Genomic DNA, 14,799 nt, shown 5'->3' on the forward strand with positions numbered 1-14,799 from the left:
ATTCTGAATTCCCTCCCTATGCTAGATTCCGCCCCTTCGGCGCAATGCTGGTTCGGAAATTGACAGAGAGCGGTCAGCGCAGACTGGCCATGGATGTGATAACAACGAGAGAATTATGGACACCTTGATTGCAATGATTAACGACCTGATGTGGGGAGCCGTGCTCATTTACCTGCTGATCGGGGTCGGTATCTTCTTTACCTTCCGCCTGGGCTTTATCCAGATCCGCCACTTCGGCCACATGTTCTCGGTCCTGCGCAACAGTCGCAAATCCGACAGCGCCGGCATCTCCTCCTTCCAGGCTCTGTGTACCAGCCTGGCGGCTCGCGTCGGGACGGGCAATCTGGCCGGTGTGGCCGTCGCCATCTATCTGGGTGGCCCTGGCGCCGTCTTCTGGATGTGGCTGATTGCCTTCATCGGCATGGCCACCGCCTTCGTGGAAAGCACCCTGGCCCAGCTCTACAAGGTCAAGGACGAGGACGGCAACTACCGGGGCGGTCCCGCCTACTACATGGAGCGCGGCCTCGGCATGCGCTGGATGGGGGTGGTCTTCTCCCTCTGCCTGCTGCTGGCCTTCGGTCTGGTGTTCAACGCGGTGCAGGCCAACTCCATCAGCCTGGCCATGAACGTCGCCTTCGGCATCCCTGACTGGGTGAGCGGTCTGGCCCTGGTGGTGCTCTCCGGCCTCATCATCTTCGGCGGCATCCGCGGCATCGCCCGTTTCGCCGAGCTGGTGGTGCCCTTCATGGCGCTCGCCTACATCCTGATGGCGCTGTTCGTGGTGGCCATGAACATCAGCGAGCTGCCCGGCGTGCTGGCCCTGATCATCAAGTCTGCGTTCGGCATCGAGCAGGCGGGTTCCGGCGCCATGGGCTATGCCATCTCCCAGGCGATGATCAACGGCATCAAGCGCGGCCTCTTCTCCAACGAGGCGGGCATGGGCTCTGCCCCCAACGCCGCCGCCACCGCCACCCCCTATCCGCCGCACCCGGCCTCCCAGGGCTATGTGCAGATGCTGGGGGTCTTCCTCGATACCATCGTCATCTGTACCTGTACTGCCGCCATCATCCTGATGTCCGGCCAGTTCGAGCCGGGCTCCGGCGTGACCGGTGTCGAGCTGACCCAGCGTGCGCTCTCCTCCCAGGTGGGCGGCGGTGGCAACATCTTCATCGCAGCGGCCATCTTCTTCTTCGCCTTCACCTCCATCGTGGCGAACTACTCCTATGCGGAGACCAACCTGGTGTTCCTCGAGCACAACCACAAGGGCGGCCTGATGCTGTTCCGGATGTTCGTGCTGGGCATGGTGATGTTCGGCTCCGTGGGCGAGCTGCCGACCGTGTGGGCTCTGGCGGATGTCTCCATGGGGCTGATGGCCATCGTCAACCTGGTGGCCATCCTGCTGCTCTCCGGCGTCGCCATCAAGCTGGCCAAGGACTACAACGACCAGCTCAAGCTGGGGCGCGTGCCGACCTTCGATGCCAACAAATACCCGGAGCTGCGCAGCCAGCTGGAAGAGGGGATCTGGGACAACCCGGGCAAGAAATAAGCCCGCGTTGCAAGGTGATTGAAGGGGAGCCATGGCTCCCCTTTTTCATGGGTAAAAAGAGGGAGCGGCTTCACACAGACTTCACAGAGCCTCATCGGCAGCACACCTTGCGGGACTATGCTGGGCTCATCAGTCGCCGCCATGGCGATACCTTGCTAACGACAGTCAGGAGACATGCAATGCAACAACGACAATCCATCCTGTGGGGGGCCGTGGCCACCCTGATGTGGGCCGGTCTGGCCCATGCAGGTGAGACTTCACCGGTCGATCCCCTGCGCCCCGTGGTGGATGCCAGCATACGGCCGCTGCTCAAGGAGCACAGGATTCCGGGCATGGCGGTGGCCGTGCTCAAGGATGGCAAGGCCCACTATTTCAACTACGGTGTGGCCGATCGGGAGCGCGCAGTCGGTGTCAGCGAGCAGACCCTGTTCGAGATAGGCTCCGTGAGCAAGCCCCTGACCGCGACCCTAGGAGCCTATGCGGTGGTCAAGGGAGCGATGCAACTGGATGACAAGGCGAGCCGGCACGCCCCCTGGCTCAAGGGATCCGCCTTTGACAGCATCACCATGGGGGAGCTGGCTACCTACAGCGCGGGCGGCTTGCCGCTGCAATTCCCCGAGGAGGTGGATTCGCTCGAGAAGATGCAGGCCTACTACCGCCAGTGGACCCCAGCCTACTCGCCGGGTTCCCATCGCCAGTACTCTAACCCCAGCATAGGGCTGTTCGGCCACCTGGCGGCGAGCAGCCTGAAGCAGCCGTTTGCCCAGTTGATGGAGCAGACGCTCCTGCCGGGGCTTGGCCTGCACCACACCTATGTCAATGTGCCGAAGCAGGCCATGGCGAGTTATGCCTATGGCTATTCGAAAGAGGACAAGCCCATCAGGGTCAGCCCCGGCATGCTGGCGGACGAGGCCTACGGCATCAAGACCAGCTCGGCGGATCTGCTGCGCTTTGTGAAGGCCAACATCAGCGGGGTTGATGACAAGGCGTTGCAGCAGGCCATCTCCCTGACCCACAAAGGGCACTACTCGGTAGGCGGGATGACCCAGGGACTGGGTTGGGAGCGTTACGCCTATCCCGTCAGCGAGCAGACATTGCTGGCGGGCAATTCGGCCAAGGTGATCCTCGAAGCCAATCCGACGGCGGCGCCCCGGGAGTCGGGGAGCCAGATGCTCTTCAACAAGACCGGCTCGACCAGCGGCTTCGGCGCCTATGTGGCCTTCGTGCCGGCCAAAGGGATCGGCATCGTCATGCTGGCCAACCGCAACTATCCTATCCCGGCCAGGGTGAAAGCGGCCCACGCCATCCTGACGCAACTGGCCAGGTAATGGTGCGCCGTCGCTGAGCCTTGAGGGCACGTCGCATCGCGGCGTGCCCGTTACCTCGGACCCGACCCCTCAAGGGCGACCTGGCAGGGGGCGGGTCGATGAGCATGCCAATCCGGGCCTCTCCTGCGGGATATGTCCGGATTGGCATCCACCGAGTGCCATCTCGTCACTAGGCCCCGGCAGGCCGCCCGCTCTATAGTGCCCGGCATCTTCCTCTGCTTTTGCAGGATTGAGTTGTCAATCTCGCTGACAGCGCACCTGTGATGGTGAAACCTGCTGCTATGGAGCCTTCATGGGTATGTTTCTGCTGTGTACTTTTCTGATGATCATCCTCTATCCCCTCGGGATCGATCTCTATCTGGTGGCCGTCCCCCGCATTGCGCAAACCCTGCAGGGGAGCGAGGCGCAGATCCACACCGCTTTTTCCATCTATCTGCTGGGCATGGCGGCTACCGTGCTGCCGGGGGGCATGCTGGCGGATCGCCATGGCAGGCGCCCCGTGGTGCTGGGGGGCGCTCTCATCTTCGTGGTCGCTTCCCTGGTGGCGGCGGAGGCGACCGGCATCGCCCAGTTTTATCTGGGGCGTTTCTGGCAAGGGGTGGGCGCTGGAGCGCTCTACATCATGACCTTCACCGTGCTGCGGGATGTGCTGAGCCAGGCGCGCCTCGCGATGGCCCTCTCCCTCATCAACGGCGTGATCTGCGTCATTCCGGTGCTGGCTCCCGTACTCGGTTATCTCATCCTGTCGCACTTCGAGTGGCGCGGCATCTTCGTGGGCATGGCGCTGGTGGCTGTCATCAGTGCCCTGGTCAACCTGCGACTGCTCAAGGAGACCCGCCCCGCCCGCCAGCCTGCGGGGGCATCGCCGCTGGCCCTGCTGGGCATGGCCCCCTTCATGCTGCGCGCCTTGCTGACCAGCGCCAGCGTGACCGCCATCCTGGTCTATGTGAGCGTCTCGCCCCTCGTCCTGATGACCACGTTCGGTCTGCCTCCCGAGCAGTACACCCGGCTGATGATGGTGATGGCCGGGGTGAGCATGTCCGCTTCCTTCCTGACCCCCTTGCTGCTGCGCTGGCTCGGCAAGGCAAGGGTGCTGGCGCTCTCCCACCTCGCCTACCTGCTGGCCTTGCTCGCCCTGCTGTGCAGCAGCGGGCCCGAAGGCGGCCTGTCCTGGCTGCTGGCGGGGTGTGCCCTGGTCTGCATCGGGTTTTCCTGCGGGTTCGGGGTGGCGATGGGGGAGGCGCTGGATGTGTGCGGGGATCAGGTGGCATCGGCCAGTGCCCTGCTCTGCATCATGCAGATAGGGTTGTCCGGGCTCTTCATCTGGGGGATGGGCCATCTGGGGATGCCTGCGCTCTGGATGCTGATCCTGGCACTCCTGCTGGCGCTGCTCGGTTACCTGGTGGTCAAGGTGCTGCTACCATGGCGTGCGATCCGGCGAGTCCGGGCTCGGGGATAGGAGAGAAGCGATGCGCAATCTGGGTGAACTCGATTTGAACCTGCTGGTGGTCTTCAGGCACCTGATGCAGGAGCGCAGCGTGGCGGGGGCGGCCAAGAAGCTGTGTGTCACCCCGTCGGCGGTGAGCAAGGCGCTCGGCAAGCTGCGGGACTGGTTCGGGGATCCCCTCTTCGTGCGCGTGCGCCAGGGCTTGCAGCCGACCAATCTCTCCCTGACCCTGGCAGAGGAGCTCAAGACCTGGTTCCAGCTCACCGAGAGCATCAGCACCCTCAACAGCGAGGCGATCCCCGAGGGGGCCCGCTTCAGTCTGGTGATGGAGTCCCCCTTTGGCATCAGCTTCCTGAGCGAGCTGCCCACGACCATCTACCAGAAGTACCCCCACTCCGTGGTCAGGATGCTGGGCTGGGATCACCACTCTCTCAACGACATCGTCAACGGAGAGGCGGATCTCGGCTTCTGTGCCCGGGAGACCCACGGCCGCTCCCATGCCAGGGTCAACCGGCTGCCCTATTACATCGATCACGAGGTGCTGTTCTGCGATCGTCCCGTGGTGTTCCTGCGCAAGGATCACCCCTTGCTCGGGCAGACGTGGTCGCTGACCCGCTTTCTGGCCTGCCCCCAGGTGAGCGTGGTGTGGGAGGCCAGCGACAGCTGGGCACTGGATGATCTGCTGGAGGACGAAGGCCACAGGCGGCAGGTGCCCATCATGGTGGCGAGCTTCGAGCAGGCGCTGCATATCGCCGCCCAAAAGAGCCACGAGCTGATCGCCGTGGTGCCTTCATATTGCGCGGACTATGCCGCCAGACATCACCCCGACCTCATCCCCATGCCGTTGCCGCTGGAAGAGTCTCTCTATGCCCAGCTGGAGATCGCCTTCATCCTGCTGTGGCACAAGCGCCACAATCAGGATGCCAAGGTGATGTGGTTGCGGGGGGAGATCCGGCGGCTCTATGGCCTGGCCGCGGCGGGGATGACGCGTTTTGCCTGGGGCGGGCCCATGGAGAGCGGGGCGGCGAAAGAGAAGCAAGGGGGAGGAGGCACCCCGGTTTAGTCGTACTGCTCTTCCATCCAGGCTTCGACGATGAGCTGGGCGGAGACGCCGTCCACGCTCCCCTTGTCCAGCGCCTTGTAGCCGCCACGTTCAAACAGGCGGGCGCGGGCATCCGTGGTGGTGAGTCGCTCATCCTTGAATTCCACCGGCTTGCCGAAACGGCCATGCAGGCGATTGCCGAATTTGCGGGCCCGCACCGTGATCTCTTGGTCCGTGCCATCCATGTTGAGCGGCAGACCGACGATCAGCAGATCCGGTTGCCACTCCTTGATCAGCTTCTCTATCTCGTCCCAGTTGGGGATGCCGTCGTTGGCCTTGAGGGAGCGAAGGGGGCGGGCGCTGCCCGTGAGCTCCTGGCCGATGGCGACACCGATGCTCTTGGTGCCGTAGTCAAAGCCCATGATGCTGCGTGATGACATGGGGTCTCCTCGAAATGGATGGATAAATGAAGGGGGAAGCCCCCTCCCTGCCTCCCCCTGCTCGTGGGGGAGGGCCGGGGTGTCAGCTATGGCCCACCTGGCTGGAGAGGTGCAGGGGGTTGACCCCAATGCTCGCGGCGGCTTGCTGCCAGCGCAGGTGGATGGGGGTATCGAAGACCAGCTTGGGATTGGGGGGGATCACCAGCCAGGCGCCATCCACCAGCTCCTGCTCGAGCTGGCCTGCACTCCAGCCGGCGTAACCGAGCGCCACCAGCCAGTGGTCCGGCGCCTCGTCGGTGCCCAGGGTCTCCAGGATGTCCTTGGAGGTGGTGACCATCATCTCGTCGCTCACCTGCAGGGTGGAATTGAAGCCCGGGCGGAAGCTGTGCAGCACGAAGCCGCGATCCCCGTGCACCGGGCCCCCCTGCAACACCGGCTGTTTCATCTCGGCGGTGGCGGGGGGATTGAGGTTGAGCTTGGTCAGCATGGCGTCCAGGGACATGTCGACCGGAATGTTGACCACCAGTCCCATGGCGCCTTCGCTGCTGTGTTCGCACAGATAGACCAGGGAGCGCTGGAAATAGGCGTCCGTGAGGCTCGGCATGGCGAGCAGAAAGTGATTTTGCAGTGTTTGCATGGAGCGTATGTATCTCTTAGCGTGCAAAGGTATTTGGGGTGATTATGGCAGTTGATGGCGGCGGGCAAAACCGCTTTTTGCCGGCAGTCAAAGGGGCCTTCACGGCCCCTTGTGTGTGTTTCCTCGCTGCGGCAACGGGTCGCTGGGCAAGGGGTCAGCGGCCCAGTCGGCGCTCGATGGCGTCCATCAGCATGCCGGTAATGGAGACGTCGAAGGCCGCCTCTATCTCGCGGATGCAGGTCGGGCTGGTGACGTTAATCTCGGTCAGGCGATCGCCGATGATGTCGAGGCCGACGAAGATGAGCCCCTTCTCTTTCAGGGTCGGGCCCACCGCGCGGGCGATGGCCCAGTCCGCGTCACTCAAAGGGCGCGCCTCACCACGGCCACCGGCCGCCAGGTTGCCACGGGTCTCACCCTGGGCCGGGATCCGGGCCAGGCAGTAAGGTACCGGTTCGCCGTCCACCACCAGCACCCGCTTGTCGCCATCCTTGATGGCGGGCAGATAGGTCTGCGCCATGCAGTACTGGCTGCCGTGAGAGGTTAATGTCTCGATGATGACACCGACGTTGGCGTCATCCTCCTTCATGCGGAAGATGGAGGCGCCGCCCATGCCGTCGAGCGGTTTGAGGATGACGTCCTTGTGCTGGGCGTGGAAGGCACGCAGCTTGTCTGCTCTGCGAGTGACGAGTGTGGTCGGGGTGTGCTCGGCAAACCAGGCGGTGTAGAGCTTCTCGTTGGCGTCGCGCAGGCTCTGGGGCTTGTTGACGATGAGGCAACCCTCATCCTCGGCCCGCTCCAGCATGTAGGTGGCGTAGATGAACTCGGTGTCGAAGGGGGGATCCTTGCGCATCAGGATCACGTCCAGGCTGGAGAGCGGCTGATCCACCACCTCGCCCAGCGTGTACCAGTCGGCATAGTCATATTTGACGGTGAGCGGGCGCATGGTACCGAAGGCGCGACCGGCCTCCATGTAGAGATCCTTCATCTCCAGATAGAACAGCTCGTAGCCGCGCTTTTGCGCCTCTTCGAGCATGGCGAAGCTGGAGTCCTTCTTGATGTTGATGGCCGAGATGGGGTCCATCACGATGCCGAGTTTAATGGTCATCCGAGTTTCCTTCCTAATGGCTCGATTGGATGTGATGACCCCCTCCCTGCCTCCTCCTTCACAAGGGGGAGGGGCCTGTTGCTCCCTCCCCTGCGAAGGGGAGGGCCGGGGTGGGGTCGGCTGTCAGGCCAGATCGCCAAAGCGGCACTGAAGCGCAGTAATTGCCGTCAGGGCGGCGGTTTCGGTGCGCAGCACCCGCGGCCCCAGCAGCATCTCCTTGAAATCTTCCTGCACGGTACGGGCGATCTCGTCGCTGGACAAGCCCCCTTCCGGGCCGATCAGCAGGCGCACGCCGTGCTCGGGGATGGGCAGGGTGTTGATGCTGTAAGGGGCGCGCGGGTGCAGGTTGAGCTTGAGCTCCTGGGTCTCTTCCGCCAGCCAGGCGTCCAGCTCCATCGGCATGCGCACCTCGGGCACGGTATTGCGGCCGCACTGCTCGCAGGCGCTGATCACCACCTTCTGCCACTGCTCGCGTTTTTTCTCCAGCCGATCGGCCGGCAGCTTGACGCCGCAGCGCTCGGAGAAGAGGGGAGTGATGCAGGTGACGCCGAGCTCCACGGATTTCTGGATGGTGAAGTCCATCTTGTCGCCGCGGCTGATCACCTGACCCAGGTGGATGGCGAGCGGGGACTCCACCGAGCGGGTCTCGCAACTGTCGATGGTCACCTCAACGGACTTCTTGCCCACACTGGTGATGGTGGCGGGGTACTGGTGGCCGTCGCCGTTGAACAGCTCGAGCTGCTGGCCCGGCTGCATGCGCAGCACGCGGCCGATGTGATTGGCACCGTCTTCCGACAGGGCGAGGGTCTGGCCCACCTGCAGGCTGGCCGGTTCATAGATACGTGGAATGCGCATGGCTGATAGTCAGTCTCTTGCTTGGAAACCCTTCAATACCCTACTGCACGGCGGCGAGCAAGGCTCGCGAGACAGAGAGTGAAGGGATTCAGGAGGAGGGGGACGCTCCCCCTCCCTGGTCAAATGGGGTTATTGGCACTGCTTTTCAATGAAGGGATTGGTATTGCCCTGCAGCTTGCCGATACGGCGGTTGCGCTCGCACTCCCAGCGATCAGCCGGATACTGCCTATCCCAGGCTTCGTAAAGCTTGCGCTGCTGGGCCGCCAGACGCAGTCCGTACTGCTGGCTCATGTAGAGGTAGGCGCGGGCGATCTGGCCACGCACCGGCCCCTTGGGCGGCTGCACCTGGCGCTCCTTGAAGTCCACCAGCATCTGGCACTTGCCGTACTGGTTCGGTTTGCCGTTCCAGTCGCTGAAGCGGAAGTTCGCCCGATCACCGTTCACCTCGCCGATGGCGGGGAAGAGGTTGTGCATGTCTCCCTCCATCCTGTTGAACTCGTCGCTCTTGCCGCAATTCTTGCGACCCCCGTCCTGCCAGCACTGGAGCTGGTGGCCGAACTCCCAGGCGGGCACCACGTGCTCCCATTCGATGCGGGAGGCCCGCTCGGCTTGCTTGCGCGGCAGGTAGCCGCAGCTCTCCCAGTCGGGGGCCATCTTCTTGCCGCTGAACTTGATGTTGCAGCCGCAGTAGAAGGTGACGGGGTGGCTCTGGTAGAGCTTGTTCAGATCCTGCTTGGCGGCGCGAAAGGTCTGGATGTTGTCGGCATGGGCCGGGGCGCTGACCAGCAGGGCCAGGCAGAGGGAGAGCAGAGGGCGAAACATGAATATCCTTGGCAATGAGACAGTTGAATGAAGTAAGCGCGCACCCTATCACAGGAGCGCGACACGGGGTGACTCAATCCGCCGTCGTGTCGCGCTGCCACACCAGGGGCTGGCGACAGCGGCGGCAGTGATAGCGGGCCTCGCCGCGCATCACCTTGTTGTGGCGGCGCACGGAGAGGGGATGCTGCTGGCAGGCGCAGGCATACACGAAGGTGCGCTGGGCCAGCACCCCCAGATCGAAGCTGTGGGTGGTGCTGGGTTCGAGGCCGAACAGATCCCGCATCACCGACTGCCACTGGCGGCCGTGGGGCAGTACCCGGCTCTTGTCACGCCCCTCTCCCCAGAGCGCATAGACCAGCAGGTGCGCCACCTCGTGGGGCACTACTTCCCTGAGAAATGCCTGCTGATTGGCCTGATAGAGCGCCGGATTGAAACGCAGCTCCCAGGTTTGCAGCCGCGCCGATCCTGCCGCCCGGCCCCGCATGTTGCAGTGGACTTGCGGGCGCGGGAAGGTGCGGCCAAGGCGCGTTTCAGCCTGCACAAAGCAGGACTCGACACGCGCGAGCAGCGTCTCGATGAGGGCGGGGTCAAGCCGGGTGGCAGTGGCAGGCATGGGATCCTCGGGACGGACACAAAAGCAAAAGGGGAGCCAGGCCCCCCTTTTATCACAACCTCGAGCCTTACAGGCCAGCGGCAGCGCGCAGCAGCTCGGCCTTGTCGGTCTTCTCCCAGGGGAACTCGTCGCGGCCGAAGTGGCCGTAAGCGGCGGTTGCCTGGTAGATCGGGCGCTTCAGATCCAGCATCTCGATGAGGCCATAGGGGCGCAGCTCGAAGAACTCGCGCACCAGCTTGACCAGCAGGGCTTCGGCCACCTTGCCGGTGCCGAAGGTTTCGACGCTGATGGAGGTGGGCTCGGCCACGCCGATGGCGTAGGAGACCTGCACTTCACAGCGATCCGCGAGACCTGCGGCCACGATGTTCTTGGCCACGTAGCGGGCGGCGTAGGCGGCAGAGCGGTCCACCTTGGACGGATCCTTGCCGGAGAAGGCGCCACCACCGTGACGGGCCATGCCGCCGTAGGTGTCAACGATGATCTTGCGACCGGTCAGACCGCAGTCACCCATGGGGCCGCCGATGACGAAACGACCGGTCGGGTTGATGAAGTACTTGGTGTCCTTGTTGATCCACTCGGCGGGCAGCACCGGCTTGATGATCTCTTCGCGCACCGCTTCCACCAGATCGCTGTGGCTGATGGAGTCGCAATGCTGGGTGGAGAGCACCACGGCATCGACACCCAGGATCTTGCCTGCGTCGTCGTAGGCGAAGGTCAGCTGGCTCTTGGCGTCCGGACGCAGCCACGGCAGGGTGCCGTTCTTGCGCACTTCTGCCTGACGCTTCACCAGCAGGTGGGAGTAGGTGATGGGCGCGGGCATCAGCACGTCGGTTTCGTTGGTGGCGTAGCCGAACATCAGGCCCTGGTCACCGGCACCTTGCTCCAGCGGGTCGGTACGGTCGACGCCCTGGTTGATGTCCGGAGACTGTTTGCCGATGGCGTTCAGCACGGCGCAGGAGTCGGCGTCGAAGCCCATGTCGGAGTGGGTGTAACCAATCTCGCGCACGGTGTCGCGCACGATCTGTTCGATGTCGACCCAGGCAGAGGTGGTCACTTCGCCGGCTACCATCACCATGCCGGTCTTGACCAGGGTTTCGCAGGCGACGCGCGCCTTGGTGTCCTGCTGCAGGATGGCGTCCAGCACCGCATCGGAGATCTGGTCGGCGATTTTATCGGGATGGCCTTCGGAGACCGACTCGGAAGTAAACAGCTTTGCCATGTTTGGTTCTCGATTCGTAAGGGTTATCGCCTTGGCCATAACCGGATAATGACGGGATGACTGTAGAGGTATCTACATCTGGACGTCTATTTTAAATAGGTCATCCGGTGATTGCCAGCACTATTTGGGGGTGGAGCCGCCCGGGGCGGGATGGGGAAGGGATCCACCTCCATGGAGGTAAGGCAGGGGGCGGATTGAATCGTTTTCCCCGCCCAGAAAAGCGATTGTGCTCCCAAAGCCACTTTATTCGCCCAGATAATATTTGCACGCCGCGCCCCCTGCTGGGACAATAACGCGCCTTAATCTTGGCCATCAAATGAAGCAATCGCAGGAGATACAGATGCCTTCTCGTAAAGAGCTTGCCAATGCCATTCGTGCATTGAGTATGGATGCCGTTCAAAAAGCCAACTCCGGTCACCCGGGCGCCCCCATGGGAATGGCGGATATCGCTGAAGTGCTGTGGCGCAGCCACCTCAAACACAACCCGAACAACCCCAAGTGGGCCGACCGCGACCGTTTCATCCTCTCCAACGGCCACGGCTCCATGCTGCTGTACTCCCTGCTGCACCTCTCCGGTTATGACCTCTCCATCGACGATCTGAAAAACTTCCGCCAACTGCACTCTCGCACCCCGGGTCACCCGGAGTACGGTTATGCGCCGGGCGTTGAAACCACCACCGGTCCGCTGGGTCAGGGCATCACCAACGCCGTGGGCATGGCGATCGCCGAGAAGGCCATGGCCGAGCAGTTCAACCAGCCGGGTCACGACATCGTTGACCACTACACCTACGCCTTCATGGGCGACGGCTGCCTGATGGAAGGTATCTCCCACGAAGCCTGCTCCCTGGCCGGCACCCTGGGCCTGGGCAAGCTGATCGCGTTCTGGGATGACAACGGCATATCCATCGACGGTCACGTAGAAGGCTGGTTCACCGACGACACTCCCAAGCGCTTCGAAGCCTACGGCTGGCACGTCATCCCGGCCGTTGACGGTCACAATCCGGAAGCCATCAACGCCGCCATCGAAGCCGCCAAGGCCGAGACCGGCAAGCCGACCCTGATCTGCTGCCGCACCATCATCGGTTACGGTTCCCCGAACAAGTCCGGCTCCCACGACTGCCACGGCGCACCGCTGGGCAACGACGAGATCGCCGCCGCCCGTGCCTTCCTGAAGTGGGACCACGCGCCGTTCGTCATCCCGTCCGACATCGCCGCCGAGTGGAACGGTCAGGAAAAGGGCGCCAAGCTCGAATCCGACTGGGCTGCCAAGTTCGCCGCCTATGAAGCCGCTCACCCGACCTTGGCTGCCGAGTTCAAGCGCCGTACCACTGGCGAGCTGCCGGCCAACTGGGCTGCTGAATCCGCCAAGATCATCGAAACCCTGCAGGCCAACCCGGCCAAGATCGCGACCCGTAAAGCGTCCCAGAACTCTCTGGAAGCCTTCGGCAAGCTGCTGCCGGAATTCATGGGCGGCTCCGCGGATCTCGCGCCGTCCAACCTGACCATGTGGTCTGGCTCCAAGTCCCTGACTCCCGAGAGCGCAGCAGGCAACTACATCCACTACGGTGTGCGCGAGTTCGGCATGTCCGCCATCATGAACGGCATCGCCCTGCACGGTGGTTTCATCCCCTACGGCGCCACCTTCCTGATGTTCATGGAGTACGCCCGCAACGCCCTGCGCATGGCCGCCCTGATGAAGCAACGCGCCATCTTCGTCTACACCCACGACTCCATCGGTCTGGGTGAAGATGGCCCGACTCACCAGCCGGTCGAGCAGATCGCCTCCCTGCGTCTGACCCCGAACATGAGCACCTGGCGCCCGTGTGACCAGGTAGAGTCCGCCATCGCCTGGAAACACGCCATCGAGCGTACCGACGGCCCGACCTCCCTGATCTTCTCCCGTCAGAACCTGGCCCAGATGGACCGCACCGCCCAGCAACTGGCCGATGCCGCCAAGGGTGGTTACGTGCTGAAGGATTGCGCCGGTACCCCGGAACTGATCCTGATCGCCACCGGTTCCGAAGTGGAACTGGCCGTTGCCGCCTATGAGCAGCTGACTGCCAAGGGCCGTGCCGTGCGCGTGGTCTCCATCCCGTCTACCGACGTGTTCGATGCCCAGTCCGCCGAGTACAAGGAGTCCGTCCTGCCGGCCGCCGTCACCAAGCGTGTGGCCATCGAAGCGGGCATCGCCGACTACTGGTACAAGTACGTGGGCTTTGGCGGCAAGATCATCGGCATGCGCACCTTCGGTGAGTCCGCCCCGGCCGAGCTGCTGTTCAAGGAGTTCGGCTTTACCGTGGAAAATGTGGTTGCGACCGCAGAGTCCCTGTAATCGCTGATTGCTTGGTACTGAACTGAAAAGCGCCTCCCTCGGGAGGCGCTTTTTATTGGATGTTATTGGTGTATAAAAATTAACGACTATGGGAAATAAGATTCACTTCTGTAGCGTTAAATAATAGTATTCTTGCTAATCATATAATTTATAGGCATGAGGGCAAAATGACGCAGGAAGAAATTCAACTTTACACTGATATAGTTAAAGTCGGATTCCCTATCATGGGAACTGTTCTTGGTGGAGTAATTGGTGCTCTATCTACCTACTTCATCACTAAGCTCAATCATTCTAATGAAGACCGAAAAGATGCGATGAGGCGGCGTCAAGAGCTAATTATTGAAGCAGCAAGAGATATAACTGAGTTTGAGCATTTGATCGGAACCTATGCTACCGCGGTAAGTAACCATGTCAGAAATCTAGACGGTGGAATTGATATGGATGCGGCAAGGAAAGCAATTGTAAATAATAACCAAGCACTTCGTCGTGCAAGGATGACACTTAAAGTGTTAGGGCTTTCTAAAGCAGGGGGATATCTCGAAGAGTATATAGAGGTTACTCGTGAGATCATCGCATATGGGCCTAATATCAAGCCTGAAAGAATAGCAGTTATTTCAAAGGTAATAACTAAAGGACCAGTTGATTTTTATGAATCACTTGCTCCAGAGTTAGCTAATAATTCTGTGATAAAAAATAGATAAGGATGGAAATAATCATAGGTAAGTGAAGCTATTCATAATAGGCAATTGGGTTGTAGGTCAACAAAAATATAAAAAGACACCGGCCTAAGCCGGTGTCTTTTTATCGTTAAAGCAACGTGTTACACCTGCGGCGGGGTGTACAGATCTAGTTATCACCTGACACCGGCCTCAAACCGGTGTCTTGTTTACGCTACTTTAGAGCGCACTTCCTTCGGTATCAATTTCAGACCCTTTTTGAACATGCTGTAGGGGGTCTGACCCTCCATCATCCTGCCCTGATGTGGTCGCTGGTTGTTGTAGTGATCCAGATAGCTATCCAGGTCTGTCTGCATCTGCTCCACCGACTCATACCAAGTTGTCCTCCCTTTGATACGGAAGTGTTCATCCAACAAGGTTCGATGCAGCCGTTCGATAAAGCCGTTGCTCTGTGGCCTGCGTACCTTGGTGGTCCGGTGCTCAATCCCCTCCAGTTGCAGGAACAGCTCGTAGGGATGATGGTCCGGGCGCCCGCAGAACTCGCGCCCATTGTCCGACAGGATGGTATAGACCCGTGCCTCATGGGTTTCGAAGAACGGCAGCACCGTTTCGTTGAGCACATGGACCGAGGTCACCGGCAGCTTGCTGGTGTAGAGCCGTGTAATGACCCACTGAAATCCTGCTCAGGTCATAATGAGTGGAGATCACAGACATGAGCATCACGATGGATGAAGAA

Annotated in this window: 13 protein-coding genes and 1 pseudogene; 6 read left to right on the forward strand and 8 right to left on the reverse strand. The window is 61.5% G+C overall.

The genetic code is table 11. The annotated features are described in order from the left end of the window. Nucleotides 1–115: 115 nt before the first annotated feature. The 4 genes from OKC41_RS04715 (at nucleotide 116) to yidZ (ending at nucleotide 5,384) form a co-directional block, all read left to right on the forward strand. Nucleotides 116–1,546 (forward strand): sodium:alanine symporter family protein, encoded by a 1,431-nt coding sequence (locus OKC41_RS04715; protein ID WP_010673860.1) that lies wholly within the window; start codon nucleotides 116–118, stop codon nucleotides 1,544–1,546. Between the two features lie 179 nt (nucleotides 1,547–1,725). Continuing rightward, entirely contained in the window at nucleotides 1,726–2,874 is a 1,149-nt protein-coding gene (gene blaMOX, locus OKC41_RS04720) for a CMY-1/MOX family class C beta-lactamase (protein WP_048207176.1), read from the forward strand. Between the two features lie 292 nt (nucleotides 2,875–3,166). After that, a complete protein-coding gene (locus tag OKC41_RS04725) occupies nucleotides 3,167–4,333 on the forward strand; it encodes an MdtL family multidrug efflux MFS transporter (protein ID WP_201894326.1) in 1,167 nt (388 codons plus the stop codon). A 10-nt stretch (nucleotides 4,334–4,343) separates the two neighbouring features. Next, a complete protein-coding gene (gene yidZ / locus OKC41_RS04730) occupies nucleotides 4,344–5,384 on the forward strand; it encodes an HTH-type transcriptional regulator YidZ (protein ID WP_052130442.1) in 1,041 nt (346 codons plus the stop codon). Here yidZ and ruvX read toward each other — a convergent pair. The 7 genes from ruvX to metK form a co-directional block, all read right to left on the reverse strand. Further along, on the reverse strand, nucleotides 5,381–5,803 hold the full coding sequence (gene ruvX / locus OKC41_RS04735) for a Holliday junction resolvase RuvX (RefSeq protein ID WP_010673863.1): 423 nt from the start codon (nucleotides 5,801–5,803) through the stop codon (nucleotides 5,381–5,383). The genes yidZ and ruvX overlap by 4 nt on opposite strands. An 82-nt stretch (nucleotides 5,804–5,885) precedes the next feature. After that, complete coding sequence (locus OKC41_RS04740; RefSeq protein ID WP_010673864.1) at nucleotides 5,886–6,440, reverse strand: YqgE/AlgH family protein; 555 nt, start codon at nucleotides 6,438–6,440, stop codon at nucleotides 5,886–5,888. A gap of 154 nt (nucleotides 6,441–6,594) precedes the next feature. After that, a complete protein-coding gene (gshB, locus tag OKC41_RS04745; RefSeq protein WP_041215610.1) occupies nucleotides 6,595–7,545 on the reverse strand; it encodes a glutathione synthase in 951 nt (316 codons plus the stop codon). 123 nt (nucleotides 7,546–7,668) lie between these two features. Further along, complete coding sequence (gene rsmE, locus OKC41_RS04750; protein WP_052816450.1) at nucleotides 7,669–8,400, reverse strand: 16S rRNA (uracil(1498)-N(3))-methyltransferase; 732 nt, start codon at nucleotides 8,398–8,400, stop codon at nucleotides 7,669–7,671. A gap of 129 nt (nucleotides 8,401–8,529) precedes the next feature. Next, complete coding sequence (locus tag OKC41_RS04755) at nucleotides 8,530–9,222, reverse strand: endonuclease (RefSeq protein WP_039040144.1); 693 nt, start codon at nucleotides 9,220–9,222, stop codon at nucleotides 8,530–8,532. A gap of 73 nt (nucleotides 9,223–9,295) precedes the next feature. Further along, the gene (locus OKC41_RS04760) at nucleotides 9,296–9,835 is read right to left on the reverse strand and encodes a SprT family zinc-dependent metalloprotease (RefSeq protein ID WP_270671764.1); all 540 of its coding nucleotides are present in this window, start codon (nucleotides 9,833–9,835) and stop codon (nucleotides 9,296–9,298) included. 67 nt (nucleotides 9,836–9,902) lie between these two features. Further along, nucleotides 9,903–11,054 (reverse strand): methionine adenosyltransferase, encoded by a 1,152-nt coding sequence (gene metK / locus OKC41_RS04765; RefSeq protein WP_010673869.1) that lies wholly within the window; start codon nucleotides 11,052–11,054, stop codon nucleotides 9,903–9,905. A 340-nt stretch (nucleotides 11,055–11,394) separates the two neighbouring features. Here metK and tkt point away from each other — a divergent pair, with 340 nt between their 5' ends. Both tkt and OKC41_RS04775 read left to right on the forward strand, forming a co-directional pair. Continuing rightward, entirely contained in the window at nucleotides 11,395–13,386 is a 1,992-nt protein-coding gene (gene tkt, locus OKC41_RS04770; RefSeq protein WP_270671765.1) for a transketolase, read from the forward strand. Between the two features lie 167 nt (nucleotides 13,387–13,553). Then, nucleotides 13,554–14,087 carry a hypothetical protein gene (locus OKC41_RS04775; protein ID WP_270671766.1) on the forward strand — a complete coding sequence of 178 codons (534 nt, stop codon included), beginning with the start codon at nucleotides 13,554–13,556 and terminating at the stop codon, nucleotides 14,085–14,087. Nucleotides 14,088–14,272: 185 nt separating this feature from the next. Here the strand turns inward: OKC41_RS04775 and OKC41_RS04780 are convergent. Then, nucleotides 14,273–14,722, reverse strand: a pseudogene (locus OKC41_RS04780) (integrase core domain-containing protein); the annotation flags it as partial. Between the last annotated feature and the right edge of the window lie 77 nt (nucleotides 14,723–14,799).

It is taken from the genome of Aeromonas sp. QDB17, assembly GCF_027705305.1.
Taxonomy (GTDB): Bacteria; Pseudomonadota; Gammaproteobacteria; order Enterobacterales; family Aeromonadaceae; genus Aeromonas; species Aeromonas caviae.